Origin of the sequence: Variovorax boronicumulans, assembly GCF_040544675.1 — a bacterium.
Classification (GTDB): Bacteria; Pseudomonadota; Gammaproteobacteria; order Burkholderiales; family Burkholderiaceae_C; genus Variovorax; species Variovorax boronicumulans_D.
The window spans coordinates 298,316-314,254 of record NZ_JBEPKK010000003.1; the positions used below are offsets into that span (position 1 = coordinate 298,316).

16 protein-coding genes are annotated in these 15,939 nt (G+C 66.7%); 7 read left to right on the top strand and 9 right to left on the bottom strand.

Annotated features, from left to right (window positions below):
• Positions 1 to 9 precede the first annotated feature (9 nt).
• Together ABIC90_RS07345 and ABIC90_RS07350 are read right to left on the bottom strand one after the other, a co-directional pair.
• The gene (locus tag ABIC90_RS07345) at positions 10 to 1,194 is read right to left on the bottom strand and encodes a DesA family fatty acid desaturase (protein ID WP_354353425.1); all 1,185 of its coding nucleotides are present in this window, start codon (positions 1,192 to 1,194) and stop codon (positions 10 to 12) included.
• Between the two features lie 63 nt (positions 1,195 to 1,257).
• A complete protein-coding gene (locus ABIC90_RS07350) occupies positions 1,258 to 2,667 on the bottom strand; it encodes a phenylacetate--CoA ligase family protein (RefSeq protein WP_354353426.1) in 1,410 nt (469 codons plus the stop codon).
• A gap of 144 nt (positions 2,668 to 2,811) precedes the next feature.
• Here ABIC90_RS07350 and ABIC90_RS07355 point away from each other — a divergent pair, with 144 nt between their 5' ends.
• The 3 genes from ABIC90_RS07355 (at position 2,812) to ABIC90_RS07365 (ending at position 7,114) form a co-directional block, all read left to right on the top strand.
• The gene (locus ABIC90_RS07355; RefSeq protein WP_354353427.1) at positions 2,812 to 5,487 is read left to right on the top strand and encodes a bifunctional acetate--CoA ligase family protein/GNAT family N-acetyltransferase; all 2,676 of its coding nucleotides are present in this window, start codon (positions 2,812 to 2,814) and stop codon (positions 5,485 to 5,487) included.
• Positions 5,488 to 5,691: 204 nt separating this feature from the next.
• Positions 5,692 to 6,117, top strand: a complete 426-nt coding sequence (locus ABIC90_RS07360) for an Hsp20/alpha crystallin family protein (RefSeq protein WP_354353428.1) — start codon at positions 5,692 to 5,694, stop codon at positions 6,115 to 6,117.
• A gap of 70 nt (positions 6,118 to 6,187) precedes the next feature.
• Positions 6,188 to 7,114 (top strand): histone deacetylase family protein, encoded by a 927-nt coding sequence (locus ABIC90_RS07365; protein ID WP_354353429.1) that lies wholly within the window; start codon positions 6,188 to 6,190, stop codon positions 7,112 to 7,114.
• Positions 7,115 to 7,266: 152 nt separating this feature from the next.
• On the opposite strand, the gene ABIC90_RS07370 is transcribed toward ABIC90_RS07365, so the two are convergent.
• The 5 genes from ABIC90_RS07370 to ABIC90_RS07390 form a co-directional block, all read right to left on the bottom strand.
• Positions 7,267 to 8,778, bottom strand: coding sequence for a thymidine phosphorylase family protein (locus tag ABIC90_RS07370; RefSeq protein ID WP_354353430.1), 1,512 nt, complete (start codon positions 8,776 to 8,778; stop codon positions 7,267 to 7,269).
• A 95-nt stretch (positions 8,779 to 8,873) separates the two neighbouring features.
• Complete coding sequence (locus ABIC90_RS07375; protein ID WP_354353431.1) at positions 8,874 to 9,557, bottom strand: ABC transporter ATP-binding protein; 684 nt, start codon at positions 9,555 to 9,557, stop codon at positions 8,874 to 8,876.
• Positions 9,550 to 10,791 carry an FtsX-like permease family protein gene (locus tag ABIC90_RS07380; RefSeq protein WP_354353432.1) on the bottom strand — a complete coding sequence of 414 codons (1,242 nt, stop codon included), beginning with the start codon at positions 10,789 to 10,791 and terminating at the stop codon, positions 9,550 to 9,552. Before ABIC90_RS07380 ends, ABIC90_RS07375 begins: the two co-directional genes overlap by 8 nt.
• Positions 10,788 to 12,077, bottom strand: a complete 1,290-nt coding sequence (locus ABIC90_RS07385) for an efflux RND transporter periplasmic adaptor subunit (RefSeq protein ID WP_354353433.1) — start codon at positions 12,075 to 12,077, stop codon at positions 10,788 to 10,790. The genes ABIC90_RS07380 and ABIC90_RS07385 overlap by 4 nt, the downstream gene beginning before the upstream one ends.
• Positions 12,061 to 12,258 (bottom strand): hypothetical protein, encoded by a 198-nt coding sequence (locus ABIC90_RS07390; protein ID WP_354353435.1) that lies wholly within the window; start codon positions 12,256 to 12,258, stop codon positions 12,061 to 12,063. Before ABIC90_RS07390 ends, ABIC90_RS07385 begins: the two co-directional genes overlap by 17 nt.
• A gap of 222 nt (positions 12,259 to 12,480) precedes the next feature.
• Here ABIC90_RS07390 and ABIC90_RS07395 point away from each other — a divergent pair, with 222 nt between their 5' ends.
• Genes ABIC90_RS07395 through ABIC90_RS07410 form a run of 4 tightly spaced genes read left to right on the top strand, consistent with a single transcriptional unit; the run spans position 12,481 to position 14,787 of the window.
• Positions 12,481 to 12,936, top strand: a complete 456-nt coding sequence (locus tag ABIC90_RS07395) for a universal stress protein (protein ID WP_354353436.1) — start codon at positions 12,481 to 12,483, stop codon at positions 12,934 to 12,936.
• A 13-nt stretch (positions 12,937 to 12,949) separates the two neighbouring features.
• Positions 12,950 to 13,618 (top strand): hypothetical protein, encoded by a 669-nt coding sequence (locus ABIC90_RS07400; protein ID WP_354353437.1) that lies wholly within the window; start codon positions 12,950 to 12,952, stop codon positions 13,616 to 13,618.
• A complete protein-coding gene (locus ABIC90_RS07405; RefSeq protein ID WP_354353438.1) occupies positions 13,615 to 13,878 on the top strand; it encodes a BON domain-containing protein in 264 nt (87 codons plus the stop codon). Before ABIC90_RS07400 ends, ABIC90_RS07405 begins: the two co-directional genes overlap by 4 nt.
• Before the next feature lie 45 nt (positions 13,879 to 13,923).
• On the top strand, positions 13,924 to 14,787 hold the full coding sequence (locus tag ABIC90_RS07410; protein WP_354353439.1) for a response regulator transcription factor: 864 nt from the start codon (positions 13,924 to 13,926) through the stop codon (positions 14,785 to 14,787).
• Between the two features lie 8 nt (positions 14,788 to 14,795).
• Here ABIC90_RS07410 and ABIC90_RS07415 read toward each other — a convergent pair whose 3' ends face one another.
• Positions 14,796 to 15,629, bottom strand: a complete 834-nt coding sequence (locus ABIC90_RS07415) for a universal stress protein (RefSeq protein WP_354353440.1) — start codon at positions 15,627 to 15,629, stop codon at positions 14,796 to 14,798.
• Positions 15,629 to 15,796, bottom strand: coding sequence for a hypothetical protein (locus ABIC90_RS07420; protein WP_354353441.1), 168 nt, complete (start codon positions 15,794 to 15,796; stop codon positions 15,629 to 15,631). The genes ABIC90_RS07415 and ABIC90_RS07420 overlap by 1 nt, the downstream gene beginning before the upstream one ends.
• Between the last annotated feature and the right edge of the window lie 143 nt (positions 15,797 to 15,939).

Below are 15,939 nucleotides of genomic sequence, written 5' to 3' on the forward strand. Positions count from 1 at the left end.
CAACGCCGCTCAGGCATAGGAACGCAGGCGGCGGGAAAAATCCGCCAGCGGTGCGATACCGCTCGCCTCGGCGCGCTGGCACCAGTCCTGCAGTTGCCGCGCAAGTTGCTCGCCGGTGGCGCTGGAGCGGCTCCACAAGCCGGTGAGCTCTGCCCGCATGGCGTACATCGTCGCCAGCGCCTGCGAGGCGTTCAACGCCTGCTCCACCAGTTGCTGCCGCCACGGGCCGAGGGTGCCCTGTTCCTTGCCCAACCACGGCTTCACTGCCTTGAGGGTTTGTGCAGCTTCCGGCGACATGCGGCGCAGCCGGCCAAGTTCCGCGGCGCAGGCTTTCTTGAGAGAGCACGTGTAGCGGGACAGCACGTCGTAATGGCATCGGATGATCGCCTGTACCGTGGCAAGGTCGACGCTCGCCTTGGGCGGCACAAGGCGCGGCGTCGGCGCCACATGCTTGACCTTCGCCAGTCCCAGGACCTGCAGCACCCGGATATAGAGCCAACCGATGTCGAACTCGAACCACTTGCTCGACAGCTTGGCCGACGTGGGAAAGGCATGGTGGTTGTTGTGCAGCTCCTCCCCGCCGATCAGGATGCCGATCGGCGAGATGTTCGTGCTGGCGTCGCGCGCGGGCCAGTTGCGATAGCCCCAGTAGTGGCCGATGCCATTGACAACGCCGGCGGCCCAGAACGGGATCCATGCGATCTGCGTGACCAGCACCAGGCCGCCCGGTACCACGCCGAACAACACCATGTCCACGATGCCCATCAGCACGATGCCCAGGATCTTGTACTTCGAATAGAGGTGGTGCTCCACCCAGTCGTCGGGCGTGCCGTGGCCGTAGCGTTCGATGGTTTCCGCATGCGCGGCCTCGCGCACGTAAAGAAGCACGCCGCCCCACAGCACCCGATTGAGCCCGTACACCTGCGGGCTGTGCGGGTCTTCCGGGGTTTCGCACTTGGCGTGATGCTTGCGGTGCACCGCGGCCCACTCCTTGGTCACCATCCCGGTGGTCAGCCACAGCCAGAGACGGAAGAAATGGCTCGCCACCGGATGGAGTTCGAGCGCGCGATGCGCTTGGTGACGGTGCAGAAAGATGGTGACCGACGCGATGGTGACGTGCGTGAGCGCCAGCGCGGCCAGCACCGTGCCCCACCAGGGGAGATCGAGAACGCCGGAATAGAACAGGGATTGCATTCGTACCTCGTGAAAAGTGCGAACGATTCTGCGGACCGCTTCGGCCCTGAACCTTGATGCAGGTCAACACGGCACCCGGGCATCGCCGGTTTGCACGATCACGCGCCGGGTCTTGCCGCTGCGTCCGCAATGCGCGCCTTCGCCTGCACTGCAATGGATACGCACTCCCTGAGCACCCTGCGCTGCAAGAAATGCCGCAAGCACGGTGCGCGCCTTCTGCAGGGTCCGCCCGGCCTGCGCGCCCTGCTTGCCGGATTTGAGCAGCAACTCGCGCGGCCCCTTCTGCACCAGCTGGAAGTCGAAGAGGCCCGCTTCTTCTTCGAGCACCGTGCTCACCGCCAGCGGCACCACGTTGACGGCCGGCATGCCGGCAGCGCCTGCCAGGCGCAGCGTGTCGTCGTCGCGGCCCTGCACCTCGATGAGCGGAAGGTGAGAGCCGCATCGGCAAGGTGCATCGCACAGCGTGACCCGGTCACCCAGGTCATAGCGGATCAGCGGTTGCAGGTGGTTCGCCAGATTGGTCAGCAAGGTCGTCGTGCCTGCGCGGCCCGGTGGCGCGGCGCGGCCGTGCACATCGACAGACTCCAGGATCGCCCAGTCGCTGTTGAGGTGCAGCGCACCCATGTGGCACTCGAAGGCCAGCGACAGGAATTCCGAAGCGCCGTAGCTGTTGGCCACCGGGCAGCCGAATGCGTCGTGCACGAACGCGCGGCTCGCGGCCGAGAGCGTCTCGCCGCCGGTCCAGATCTCGCGCGGCGATGCCTTCAGCCGGCCGGCATGCCGCTCCTGCGCGAGCAGCACAGCCGCGCTCGGATAGGTCGCCACCACCGTTGGAGCGAATGCATCGAGCTCGGCGCATAGCTGCTCCAGCGGTTGCAGGAAGGAGATTCCGCGCAGTCGCTCCGAGAGCCCCGGCTGCAGGTGCCGCAGACGTTCGACCGACACGGTGCTGGCGAAATGCCCCTCGGTCGCGCCTACGAAGGCGATGCGCTCGGCGATGCTCCAGGGGTCGAGCAGCCGGTCCAGCGGCCGCAGCAGCGGCCGGCGCAGCGCCTCCAGCGCGTCGTACACAGCCATCGCCTGCGCATCCTGCACGAAGATGGCGGGTTCGCCGGTGCTGCCCGAACTTTCCCATACGGTGTAACGGCCGAGACAGGCCGTTGCGATGTTCGCGGGATCGGCGACAAAGCGGCGCAGCATCGGCAGCGAGAGCGCCGGGTCGCCCACCCAGCCCGCGAAGTCGCCCATCAGTTCCGCCTTGTGCGATACCGGCAGGTCTTCCAGACGCACGGAGGCGGGATCGCAGCCGGCCAGCAAGCCCCGGTATCGCGGCGATTTTTCGGCTGCAGCTGCCAACAACGCCGCGAGCCGTCGAGCGCGCAGCGCGGCGAGCGACTCGGCCGAAGCCTGCGTGGCCATCGCCACCTCGCTCGAGACAACATACGCCTGCCATGGATCAAATGTCGGTGGCATGGGAGGCGACTTCAGGTGAACGGATGTGCATGACGAGCTCCAGCGAAAGCCGAGCTTGCGCCTTGACCGCAACCACAGGTTGACCTGCATCAAGCCGCGGCCCGGTGCAGCGCCTCACCATGAACAACCACTTCGGAGCCTCCATTGAGCATTCGCCATCTCGACCGGCTGCTGTCGCCGGCTTCCGTCGCCGTGCTCGGCGCTTCCACCCGGCCCGGAAGCGTCGGGGCAACTGTCTGGCGCAACCTGCGCGCCGGCGGCCTCGCAGGCCCCGTGTACGGCGTGAATCCGAAGCACCGCGCGCTGGACGGCGTGCCCATCTTCTCCAACGTGGCGCATCTGCCCGCCGCGCCCGACCTGGCGCTGATCTGCACGCCGCCGGACACAGTGGCGCCGCTGGTCGCCGAACTGGGTGCGCTCGGCACTCGCGCAGTGGTGATCCTCACCGCCGGCTTGAGCGCCGAACAGAAGCAGGCCGCGCTGGAAGCGGCGCGGCCTTTCACGCTGCGACTGCTCGGCCCCAACTGCCTCGGGTTGCTCAGTCCCCATATCGGCCTGAACGCCAGCTTCGCGCATACCGACGCACTGGCAGGCGACGTGGCGTTCGTCTCGCAGTCGGGTGCGCTCGCGACGGCCGTGCTCGACTGGACGCGCAGCCGCGGCATCGGACTGTCTCATCTGATCTCGCTGGGCGATCACTGCGATGTCGACTTCGGCGACCTGCTCGACCACTTGGCCAGCGATGCACGCACGCAGTCGATCCTGCTGTATGTGGAGTCGGTGGAATCGCCGCGCAAATTCATGTCGGCGGCGCGCGCTGCCGCGCGCAACAAGCCGGTGATCATGCTGAAGGCCGGCCGCGCCGGGCGCGGCGTGCAGGCCGCGGCCTCGCACACCGGGGCACTTGCGGGCTCCGACACGGTGTATGACGCAGCCATCCGCCGTGCCGGCATGCTGCGCGTGGACACTTTGCAGGAACTCTTCGTGGCGGCCGAGACGCTGTCGCGTTTTCGCGGCAACCGACACGGCACGCTCACCGTCATGACCAACGGCGGCGGTGCTGGCGTGATGGCCGCCGACGCGGCCGCGCGCGAGGGCGTCGTCCTCGCCGAACCCGGCACGGATTTGCGGACGCGCCTGAACGCATTGCTGCCGGCGCATTGGTCGCACGCCAACCCCATCGACATCATCGGCGACGCCCCCGTCGAGCGCTATGCCGAAACGCTGGACGCGCTGCTGGCCGACGAATCGACTGGCGCGGTGCTCTTCATGCACGCGCCCACCGCCATCGTGCGCAGCGAGGACATCGCGCGCGCCTGCCTGCCTCTGGTGCGCGACCACACCTCGCGCGTGATGAGCACGTGGCTCGGCGACGATGCGGTGGCGCAGGCGCGCAGGCTCTTCGAGGAGGCCGGCGTGGCCGACTACGCCACACCCGAACAGGCGGTGCATGCCTTTGCGATGCTGCAGACCTACCGACGCAACCAGGAAATTCTGATGGAGACGCCCAGCGCGAGCGGCAAGGCCATGCCCGACAGCGCCATGGTCCGCGCCACGCTGGAAGCCGCCTCGGCCGCAGGACGGGAGTGGTTGGGCGAGCAGGAAGCCAAGGCACTGCTGCAGGCCTACGGGATAGAGGCCGTGCCCACGCTGGCGGTCGCGGCGACTGCCCCGGCAGTCATCGAGGCTGCGCGGGAGCTGGGCTATCCGGTGGCATTGAAAATCCTCTCACGCGACCTCGTCCACAAGTCGGACGTGGGCGGCGTGCGGCTCGGTCTGTGCGACGAGGCAGCCCTGGGCAACGCCGTCGGCGAGATGCTCGATGCGGTGCGAATCGCCAGGCCTCTGGCACAGATCGAGGGCTTCACCGTGCAACACATGGCGCTCCGCCCGCATGCGCAGGAACTCATCGTCGGTGCCAGCATCGACCGCGTTTTCGGGCCGGTGATCCTCTGCGGCCAGGGCGGCACCGCGGTCGAGGCCGTCGGCGACACGGCCATCGCGCTGCCGCCGCTGAACCGCGCGCTCGCGCGCGAGTTGGTGTCGCGCACGCGTGTGGCGCAGCTGCTGGCCGGCTTTCGCGACCATCCGCCGGCCCGGCTTGACGCGCTGTACGACGTGCTCGTGGCGGTGTCGCAGATGCTCGCCGACCTGCCGCAGCTGGCCGAACTCGACATCAACCCGCTATGGGTCGACGAGAACGGCGCGCTGGCGCTGGACGCGCGCGTGCGGCTGTCGCGACTGCCTGTGGGCGGTGCCGAGCGATTTGCGATCGTGCCCTACCCGGTGCAATGGGTACGCCCGCACACCTGGAACGGCCGCGCGATCGTGGTCAGGCCAATCCGGCCCGAGGACGAGGCACAGCACGGGCGCTTTCTCGAATCACTGGACGCGGAAGATGCGCGAATGCGCTTCTTCTCTTCACGCAGGGCACTGCCGCGCAGCGAGCTCGCGCGCCTGACGCAGATCGACTACGACCGCGAGATGGCTTTCATCGCCGAGGCCAGGGATGCAGAGGGTTGCGCCCAGACGCTGGGCGTGGCTCGCACGGTGAGCGATCCCGACAACGTGGAGGCCGAGTTCGCGATCATCGTGCGCTCCGACCTCAAGGGCCTCGGACTGGGCACCCTGCTCCTCGAACAGCTGATCGAACATGCGCGTGCACGCGGCATCGAACGGCTCGTCGGCCTGGTGCTGCGCGAGAACACCCGCATGCTGAGGCTGTCGCGCGCCATGGGGTTCAAGGCCGATCCGGCCGAGCCACCCGCGTCGGGCCTGCGGCGGATGGTGATGGAGCTGAAGACTTCAGCAAGCCCGTAGAACCGCGGTAGGCCGGGCCAGCCCCCCAGGAGGCGCACATCGGATGCAGTCGGAGCCAGGCGCAAGGCTTTCTCCTGTTTGATTGCAGACAACGACGACGTCATCGTCCCGCGGTAACGAAATGCGCGCTTGATCCAACGCAACCAGCCCCCGGTGCAAGTGCATAGAGTGGAATTTCCTCAACTCATTCATGGAGCATCGCGCATGAACACCGCACTCTCCCGCCTGGACCGTCTCGAAAACCTCTTTCCCGACATGCTGCGCCGATGGACACGGCCGCTGCAGCTTATCGACGAAGCCGAACTGCCGGCCGACATCCGCGTCGACGTCACCGAGAACGACAAGGAATATCTCGTGACCGCCGAGATCCCCGGCGCCAGGAAGGAAGACGTGCGCGTGTCGGTCGACGGCAGCTACGTCTCGATCTCCGCCGAGATCAACAAAGACCAGGAAAAAAAGCATGGCCGCTCCATCGTTCGAGAGACCTGCCACGGCAGCGTCTCGCGCGGCTTCTCGCTGGCCAGCGAGGTCGACGACAAGAACGCCGTGGCGAAGCTCGAAGACGGCGTGCTGCGCCTGACGCTGCCCAAACGCGCGGGCGTCGCCCACAACGTCCTGAAGATCCAGTAACCGCAACGCGACCGGCGCTGCCGGCAGCGGCTCGCCCGCTCGGATCGGCCGGTCTTCGGAGGAGCCCCGCATGCTCAGCGCCTACATCACCCACCCCGACTGCGCGCGCCACGACATGGGCGCGGGCCACCCGGAATGCCCCGAGCGGCTATCCGCAATTCATGACAGGCTGCTGATGGCAGGTCTGCTGGATTACATGGTCCCACACGAGGCGCCTCTTGCCACGCCTGCCCAGCTGGCACGGGCGCACACGATGTCGCATGTGCGAGAACTCATCGCCCAGGCCCCTACGCAGGGCCACCGATTCGTCGATCCGGACACCCTCATGAACCCGCACACCGTACAGGCCGCGTTGCGCGCCGCGGGGGCCGCAGTGCTGGCCGTCGAACTGGTACTGGCGGGCAAGGCGCCTACGGCCTTTTGCAACGTGCGCCCGCCCGGCCACCATGCCACGCGCGATGCAGCCATGGGCTTCTGCTTCTTCAACAATGTGGCGGTGGGCATCCGGCATGCCCTGGACGTGCAGGGCCTGGATCGTGTGGCGCTGATCGACTTCGACGTGCACCACGGCAACGGCAGCGCCGATATCTTCCGCGACGACGATCGCGTGCTCATGTGCTCCATCTTCGAAAACGGCATCTACCCCTACTCAGGCGCGGAAGACAACGGATCGCACATGGTGAATGTGGGACTGCCGCCACGCTCGGGCAGCGCTGCGTTCCGCGCGGCGGTCGAGAAACGCTGGATGCCGGCGCTGGAGAACTTTGCGCCGCAACTCGTGTTCATCTCGGCGGGCTTCGACGGCCACCGCGAGGACGACATGGGCAATCTGGGTCTGGTGGAGAAGGACTACGCCTGGGTTACGCGCCAGATCATGGATGTGGCACAGCGCCACTGCCAAGGGCGGGTTGTCTCTTGCCTGGAAGGCGGCTACGCACCCAGCGCCCTCGGCCGCAGCGCCGCGGCGCATGTCAAGGTGCTGATCGGTGCGGAATGACCGCGACACGAGGCTGCGGTCCGTCTGCTCGCAGCCGCGGCAGGCCGCACATCGGCGATGTTTCAGTCAGACGCGCTCAGCCTCGCGCATCTGCTGCGTACCGCGTCGAGTGAACGCGGACGGCTGCTCAAAGCCTGGCTGATTGCGCGGAATCAGGGCTCGCCTTTGGCTTCGATGTGCACGATCGGCAGTTGAGATCGAACAAAACTCAAGGCATATTGAAGCTCGCCAAGGCTTTCGGCGTACAACGTGAAGAGCGGATCGCCTCGATTGACACGGTCCTGCACGCACACGTGCACCCGGGCACCCGCAGCCGGATCGCGCGGTGCCCCCGCCAGCTTGGCCATGCGCGCCACGAGCCGTGTGTCGATGGCCGACACCACACCATCCGCGAGCGCGCTCACACAGTGCGTATGGGCTGCCTTGGGCGGTACGCGCAAGCCGCCCTGCGCATCGCATATCGCCACGAATTTGGCCAAAGCGCGTCCGTCGTCCAGCACCGCGCGTGCCAGCGACTTCCCCATGCCAGGCGTGGCCTTGTTCGCCATTTCAAGAATCAGTCCAGCCAGCACGAGTGCCCGTTCGCGCAGGTCCTGTGGCGCGCCGGCCCCGCGTTCGAGCACAGCCATCACGTCCATTGCTTCGAGTGCCGGACCGACGCCCCGGCCCACGGGTTGACTGCCGTCGGTGAACACCGTCTGCACCTGCAAGCCCAGTGCCGCACCCACCGATATCAGTTTGCGCGAGAGCTGTCTCGCGGCGGAAGAGTTGCGCACCTTGGTCAGCGCGCCCACGGGAATGTCGATCAACACGCGCTGCGAACCCATGGCGGCCTTCTTGGACAGGATCGACGCGACCATGAGGCCCTCGCTGTCGATGCTCAACGGCCTCTCCACGCGGATCAACAGGTCATCGGCGGGGCTGACGCGCATGGCGTTGCCCCATACGATGCAGCCTCCTTCGCGCTCGACGACACGGCGCATCGCCGCCAGCCCCAGATCGACCGGTGCAAACGTCTCCATCACGTCGGCAGTTCCGGCCGCCGAGGTGATGGCGCGCGACGAGGTCTTCGGCATCACCACGCCGCAGGCGGCGACGATGGGCACCACGATCAGCGTCGTCCGATTGCCCGGCAATCCACCGATGCAATGCTTGTCCACCACAGGCGATGTTCCCCAGTCGAGGCGCTCCCCCACATCGACCATCGCGCGGGTCAGCGCCACTGTCTCGTCGAAGTCGAGGCCCTTGCCGGCACAGACCGTCACGAACGATGCCAGGTGAATGTCGGGAACGCGTCCGCGGCTCACGTCGCTCATCAATGCGCGCAGCGCCACATAGTCCAGTCGCCCACCGTGAAGCTTGGTACGAAGGTGAGCCAGTGAATCCAGGACCGGCGGATGCCGCACGACCAGTTCGTCGCCTTCTGCTGCGCCCATCAGGCTCCAGGCAGATTCCGAGAATGCGATCTCGTCGCTGCGAAGCCAGCTGCTGCTCACCTGATGCAGGATCGCAAGCAGGTGGCGTCCGTTGCAGATCACCTCGACTTGCGCCTGTGACTGGAATCCCTCGGCCCGACTGACATCGCAGTCGCTGCGCATGTAAACCACGGGCTGCTGATAGGTGTCGATGCCGGCACGGCGAGCCAGCAAACGGTTGGGTGGCATAAGGCCTCCTGAACTGGACAAGGCTCATTGTTGAATGTCCGCAGCCTCTATCGCGGGTGAGGGGCGGCCGGCAAGGCACCCGTCGCGCAGCGTGGTCATGTTCGGATCAGGCCGTCGACCACCTGGATGATGCGGTGGCAGCGCTCGGCCAGCGCCGGGTTGTGCGTGACGAAAAGAACGGCCATGCCGCGCTCGCGGTTGGCCTTTTGCAGCAACTCGAACACCGCATCGGCCGCCTTCGTGTCCAGGTTGCCGGTCGGTTCGTCCGCGAGCAGGAGCGGCGGGTCCATTGCGAGCGAGCGTGCGACCGCCACGCGCTGCTGCTGCCCACCGCTCAGTTGCGTGACCATGCTGTCGCACCATTTCGCCAAGCCCACACTGTCCAGGAGCTCTCTTGCATGTTGCGCCATGCGTTCGTTGAAGAAGACGGCACTGCCCAGCATCGGCATCATCACGTTCTCCAGCGCGGTGAAGCCAGCCAGCAGATTGTGATACTGGAAGATGAACCCGATGTTGTGGCCGCGCAGCCGCGTGAGCGCATGCTCGTCGAGCGCGTTGACTTCCTCCCCGCCGATGTGCAACGAGCCGCTGGTGGGCCGGTCGAGCAGACCCACGATATTCAGCAGTGTGCTCTTGCCCGAACCCGACGGCCCCATGACCGCGCAGAACTCACCGCGCATGAGTGTGAGGTCGATGCCGTGCAGCACCTCGGCCTCGTTCGGCAACCCGAGGTTGAAGGACTTGCGCACATCGCGCAGGCTGACCACGGGTTCAACCACGAATGGCCACCACGGGGTCCAGTCGCGCAGCGCGCAGCGCCGGTGCGAATGCCGCCGCCAGGCCGGTGAGCGTGGCCAGCAGAAGCGATGCGAGGAACAGGCCCGGCTCGATCGCCAGCGCAAAGAGCGGCGTTCCATCGGGATTGAGCGCATAGCGCTGCCAGAGCAGCAATGCCACCAGGCCGATGCCGGCGCCTCCGAAAGAGCCGAACAGCCCGAGCAATCCACCCTGCAGCAGGAAGACGCGCAACACCTGCCCGCGAGAGATTCCCATGGCGCGCAGGATGCCGATTTCGCGCGACTTCTGCACCACCGACACCACCAGCACGCTGGCGATGCCGAAGGCGACCGAAAGGCCGACGAAGAAGCGGATGGCCGTGTTGGAGGTCTTCTGCGCCTGCACGGCGGTGAAGAACTGCGCGTTCACCTCGATCCAGCTGTCGGCCTCCACGCCGGTGGCCGCGGCAATGCGCTGCGCGACGGTCTCCGCGGCGTAGATGTCATTCACAGTGACCTCCAGGCTGGAGACTCCGCCGACGAGACCCAGCAGGCTCTGCGCCGTGCGCAGCGCCACGAAAGTGGTGCGCTGGTTGGCCGGCTTGCTGCCCAGGTCGAACAGGCCCGTCACCATGAGCGTCTGGTCGCCGCCGCGGGCCGAGGACACGCGCAGCTTGTCGCCCACATCCACGCCGAGGTCGCTGGCCAGATCGGTTCCCACGAGGATGTCGGTCGGCGTGAGGCGGGTGCTGCCTCGCACGATCTTCTCGGGCAGCGCCACGATACGGAAATACCGCGCCGGGTCGATGCCGTTCACCGAGACGGCGCGACTCGCCTCGCCGCGTATCGCCAGCGCGGAGCCGCTCGCCATGGGCGCAACCACCGACACCTCGCGCATGGTGCGGACCTGCGCCGCAATGGTTTGCCACTGGTCTATCGACTTGACCCGCTGCAGCGGCGCCTGCACGATCGCGCCTTCCACGGGAGGCGCGCCATCCGCTCGCGCCGCGCCCAGGGGACGTGCCACCTCCTTGGGAGGCAGCAACTGGATGTGCGCCTGCGCCGAAAGCACGCGCCGCACGAAATTGGTCTGCAGACCGTTCAGAAGCGCCGACATGAACACGATCACGGCCACGCCGATCGCAATGCCGGCAACGATGAAAAGGGTCTGCATGCGCCCTTCGCGCAAGAAGCGCAGCGCCACGATCCATTCAAAAGGCAGCCAGCGGCTCGTCATGGCGACGGCGGGTGCGTCTGGGCGGGTGCGACGACCGTTGCGCGCACCCGGGAACCGTGCTCGATGTCGGCAGTCCTTGCCGACAGAACGAGATCGCCGGGAAGCAAGCCTTCGAGCACCTCGCTGAAGCCGCCACCATGCAGCCCCAGGCGTACCGGCTGGCGCCGCGCGTGGCGCCCGTCGACTTTGAGCACCCATGGCTGGGCGCTGTCCGTACCGCGCACAGCATCGGATGCCACCAGAACGGCCTGCGGTCGCCGGGCGACCTGGATATCCACCGACACGGTCATGTCCTGCCGCAGGTAGTCCGGCGGCTCGGGGACGTCCAGCTTGACCTCGACCGAGCCGCGCTGCAAATCCACACCCGGGTTGATGTAGACCAGCTCGGCCGCCAGCCGGCGCTCGGGGTAGGCATCGGCGGAGGCCTGTGCCTTGTGGCCGGGTTCGAGGAGTTGCAGATTCCTTTCGTCGATCTGCACCACCAGCTGCGTCTTGCCGACAGGCGACAGCACCATCAGCGCCTTGCCCGGCTGCACCACATCGCCAGGCTCCACGGCGCGGTCGATCAGCGTTCCATCCACGGGGGCGACGATGGTGGCGTAGACCAGGCGGGAGCGCGCCACGGCCGAGCCCGCCATTGATTGCGCGAGCTCGGTCTGGGCCAAGGCGTCGTCGCTGCCGCCGGCCCGCGCGCTGTCGAACTGGCTCTGTGCAGTCCGCAGCTGCGCCTCGGCCAGATCCACCACCTTCCGCACATCGTCCAGCGCGGCCTGTCCGACAAAGCCTTGCTGGAAGAGGCTTGTGCTGCGGCGCCATTGAGCACGCGCGTTGTCCAGGTTCACCTGCGCCTGCCGTACGGTCTGCGCCGCCACCGGCGCTTGTACCTCGCGCAGTTGTCGCAGCCGCGCTCGCGCCTGCAAGACCGACGCATCGGCCTGCGCGAGCGCGGCGGACCACTCTGCATTTTCAAGCTCGACAAGCAGCTGCCCCGCGCGCACGGTCTGCCCCTCTGCCACGGGCACACGCTTGACCGTGCCTGTGACTTGAGTGCCGATATTCACGCGGTGCGGCGTCTGGACGTGGCCGCTGGCCACGACCGACTGGACGAAGTCCCGCCGCACGACGGTGGTTGCCTCGACACGCGGGCCGAGCAGGAATCGCGGCCCGAGCCAGAGACCTGCCGCGACTGCCACCGCAAGCACGATCCCGGCGGCCGCGCGCGGCTTGGCGATCCTCCACAGGCGCACGGGCCACGAGAGCCGCGGCGACTCAGGCGGCGACTGCAAAACGGGGCTCCGTCGACACAGTGCCGGCCACATCGAGAGGCACGCCACGTACGAGCAGCACCGCAATCGTGTTGATGAACTGCAACGTCGCGCCGTTGCGCGCAGCCGAGCCAATGGCCTCGCTCGGTCTTCGCAGCGAGGCTGCACTGTTGGCCAGTGACAAAAGATCTTGTGCATGCATGGCAGACGTCCAGTCGTGCGGCGGAATGAATCGTGTACGAGACAGTCTCGTCGCGCCGCACCGCGGCGGCTTGACACGCATCAGGCCTGTATCGAGTCACCGCGACATTGATGTGGCGCAAGACCCGCGCGGCCATGCGGCCGAACAATTTGTCGGCCCGTCGCGTCCCGGGGACCGGCGACAGGCGCATCCGTGCGACGCGATCCCCAAGGAGAAACACAAATGTCCGTATACAAGCACATACTGGTTCCGCTGGACGGCAGCCCTACTTCCGACCGCGGCATGCAGGAAGCCATCCGTCTGGCCCGCGAGTTCAAGAGCAAGCTGCGGCTGCTCCATGTGATCGACGACTTCCCGATGTTGATGGAGATGTCGGCAGTCTCAAGCTTCGAGGACAGCCTGCGAAAGCTGCGCCAGTACGGGCAGTCGGTGCTGGATCGGGCGCAGGCACAGGCCAAAGCGGCCGACGTGGAGTCCCAGACCGTTTTGCGCGAAGTCATGCATGGCCGGATCGCAGATATCGTCGTCGACGAGGCCGCCAAGTCGATCTGCGACCTGATCGTGATGGGTACCCACGGCCGTCGGGGTCTCAGCCGCATGGCGCTCGGCAGCGATGCGGACGGTGTCGCGCGAAGCAGCCCTGTGCCGCTGCTGTTGGTGCGCGGCGCCGCAAGCTGAAAACTTGCCCCCATTGCCTTTGGTCGACTGGAAGAAAATGACCCCCAATGCACTCCGGGCTTGCGTCGCTTCAGTCGCCATGGCCGTCGGCGCTTGCGCCTTTGCCGCGGATTACACGGCACCCGGCAGGCTGAGCCCGCCGCAAAACACCACTGACGGGACACGCGATGCCGCTGGCCGCGCCGCGCGCGAGGCGGAACAGGCAGCCCGACGGGCGGCGGATGCGGCCAGGGCCGCAGCGGAAAAGAGCAAGGCCTCGGCAGGCAAGGTTTCGCGGGCACTGGCCGAAGGCATCCGCCGCGCCGCCCGCAAGGCGGCTGAATCTGCCACGCGGTTCGAGGCAAAGGCCACCGTGGCGGCCCGCAAAGCAATCGACGAAAGCAAGGACGCCGCGCGTGCGGCGCAGGAGGAAAGCAGCAAAGCCGTGGCGGCCTCCAGAGAAGCGCTTGCGATGGCCGAGAAATCGCTTGACCGTGCCGCAAAGATGAACAAGGTGGAAGCCGAGAAGGCGGCCCAAGCCACGCGCGAGGCCCTCGCCAAGGCGGAAGAGGCCGCGCGCTTGGCCGCAAAGGCCGCGGCGGACGCTGCCGCGCGCACGTTCGAAGCCATGAAGCGCACGGCTCGTCCGGCCGGCCCGGACGCGACACAAGCTCTTCCCGCTCTTCAGAAGGAGAACTCATGAATCCCGACACCCAGCTCAGACACGAAGTTTTTTCGCAGATCAACTGGGACCCGGCCGTGAACGCATGCGATGTGGACGTGGACGTGAAGGACGGCGTGGTGATCCTGCGCGGCGAAGTGGCCGACGAGGCCCAGCGCGTGGCCGCGGAACGCGCCGCACGCCGCACCGATGGTCTGACCACCCTGTTGAACAGGCTGATCGTCCGGCCGGCGCGGGCGTCGGAAAGCGCCGACCTCACCGTCCGGCGCACGTCGACCTGAGCGCGGCAATTTGCAGCGACTTCCTTCAGCTGCGCCGCACACGGTTTGATACAGATCAAGGTGCGCCCAGACGGTATCGAAAAAAATGGGCTTATCGACAACGATCCGGATCCGACCTTGGATACGACGCCACCACCTCCGATCCCACTGACACGCGGGTCACCCAACTGGCTTGCAAAGATCGAAAGCACCCTGCTAGCGGCCAACGACTGGGCATCGCCGAATCCGTGGCCTGAATTCCTGTCCGGCCAGCCCGACAAGCCGGTGCGGGTGCTGTTGATCGACGAGGACGGTAATTCGCGGCGGGCGATCGCCCAGGAATTGGTCACGGATCCGCGCGTGTGCGTTGCCGGCGAGGCAAGCAATCTGCTTCAAGCCAGGCGCCTGCTGACGCAACAGGAATTCGACGTGCTCATCCTCGATGTCCGTCTTGAAGGCGGCAAGGGATTCGACCTGATCGAGAGTGCAAGGCGGTACCGCAACTCGATCGAAATCATCGTGCACTCGACGCTGGAAGACGAGGTTCATGTCCGTCGTGCGTTCGCAGCAGGCGCATCCGGCTACCTTGTCAAGAACTCCTGGTTCCAGAATTTCACGCAGGCTGTGTTGCAGGTCGTCAACGGCGGCGCGGCGGTTTCGCCAAGCGTCATCCGGCACCTGCTCGTGCGGCTGGGGCCGTTCGATCCGGGGAAATTGGACACCAGGGGCGTGCGCCGCAAGACGCTCTCGGCGCGGGAACGCGAAGTCCTGGGGTTTGTCGCAAGAGGCAACATCAACCGCGAGATCGCGGGCCATCTGTCGATCAGCGAGCAGACGGTGTGCGCACACATGAAAAGCATCTGTCGCAAGCTGCAGGTTCACACGCGAGCCCACGCGGTAACTCTCGCCGTCAACAACGGGCTGCTTTAGCAGCCCGTTCAATGCGCCATCAGGACCGGAAGTGTTGCGCGCGCAAGTACATCGCGTGTAACACCGCCCAGCATGCGCTCGCGCAGACGGGGGTGCCCGTAGCCTCCCATCACCAGCAGATCGGCCTCGGACACCTCGACGCGGTGCAGCAAGGCATCGGCCCATCGCAAAGATGTCGCCAGGCGCTCGACATCGGCCTGGACACCATGCCGCAGCAACCAACCGCTCATCTCCGAAGGATCCGGCGCGTGCGCCGCATTCGCGTCCTCTGGCCGCACAAGGGTGAGCAACGTGACATGCGCCGCCTTGCGCAGCAGCGGCATCGCTCCGCGCAGCGAGATCGACGCCTCCCGGCTCGAATCCCACGCGACAACGACCCTGTCGAAGGCAGGCGCAATGCGCCCCTCGCGCGGGACGATGAGCACTGGCCGACCGACGTCGAGCATGACGTCCTCGGGCAGTCGGCGCACCACGTCACTCACAGTCGCGGCCTCATCCGCCTGCCCGACGACGACCAAGTCGCTGGCACGGCCGAGACGCACGACCGCCTGCACGGGCTCCCCATCGACAAGCCGCGCGCCGCAGGACAGCGGGACCGGGCCCATGAGCCGGCTGCGAAACACGTGCGCGACCGTTTCGGCCCGTCTGCGCAGATACAGTGACGCTTCGACGAGAGCATCCGCCGCTTCTTGCGCACCGGGAGGCGGCCGGGCCGTATCGCAGCCGGTCGGCACGATGCCCATGAGGTGACTGTGATGCCGCCTGGCGAGTCTGGCCGCCAGCAGGGTGCGGATCTCACACCGTTCGGTGTGGTCCAGGTGAACGGCGATCGTCGGGAGCATCACGCTTCTCCTCTCGTCGCATTGATCCTGCGACCGGCATGCAAGCGGCGGGCGGACGGCACCGCGTGGGAACCATCTGCCGAGATGCATGCGTGGGCGCGTCGTAACAGCCGTTCGCCGTACTGCGGCTTGCACGGGGCCAGCGGAAAAGTGAAGTCGGTGTTCATGGTGTGTTCCTCGGGCTCGGGGGGCGTCCACGCCGATGCTGCCTGCACACCGCGTCCGGGGGCTTGCGCAACATCAACCCTGCGCACGCGCTCGTGCCGATAGAGGCCCCCGTTCGAAAACACTTCGACGTGCCCTTGATACA

Bases quoted from the DNA above. Each gene is read 5' to 3' on its own strand.
- ABIC90_RS07345 (WP_354353425.1), bottom strand. From the start codon at position 1,194: ATGCAATCCCTGTTCTATTCCGGCGTTCTCGATCTCCCCTGGTGGGGC.
- ABIC90_RS07350 (WP_354353426.1), bottom strand. From the start codon at position 2,667: ATGCCACCGACATTTGATCCATGGCAGGCGTATGTTGTCTCGAGCGAG.
- ABIC90_RS07360 (WP_354353428.1), top strand. From the start codon at position 5,692: ATGAACACCGCACTCTCCCGCCTGGACCGTCTCGAAAACCTCTTTCCC.
- ABIC90_RS07365 (WP_354353429.1), top strand. From the start codon at position 6,188: ATGCTCAGCGCCTACATCACCCACCCCGACTGCGCGCGCCACGACATG.
- ABIC90_RS07370 (WP_354353430.1), bottom strand. From the start codon at position 8,778: ATGCCACCCAACCGTTTGCTGGCTCGCCGTGCCGGCATCGACACCTAT.
- ABIC90_RS07380 (WP_354353432.1), bottom strand. From the start codon at position 10,791: ATGACGAGCCGCTGGCTGCCTTTTGAATGGATCGTGGCGCTGCGCTTC.
- ABIC90_RS07390 (WP_354353435.1), bottom strand. From the start codon at position 12,258: ATGCATGCACAAGATCTTTTGTCACTGGCCAACAGTGCAGCCTCGCTG.
- ABIC90_RS07395 (WP_354353436.1), top strand. From the start codon at position 12,481: ATGTCCGTATACAAGCACATACTGGTTCCGCTGGACGGCAGCCCTACT.
- ABIC90_RS07405 (WP_354353438.1), top strand. From the start codon at position 13,615: ATGAATCCCGACACCCAGCTCAGACACGAAGTTTTTTCGCAGATCAAC.
- ABIC90_RS07415 (WP_354353440.1), bottom strand. From the start codon at position 15,629: ATGCTCCCGACGATCGCCGTTCACCTGGACCACACCGAACGGTGTGAG.
- ABIC90_RS07420 (WP_354353441.1), bottom strand. From the start codon at position 15,796: ATGAACACCGACTTCACTTTTCCGCTGGCCCCGTGCAAGCCGCAGTAC.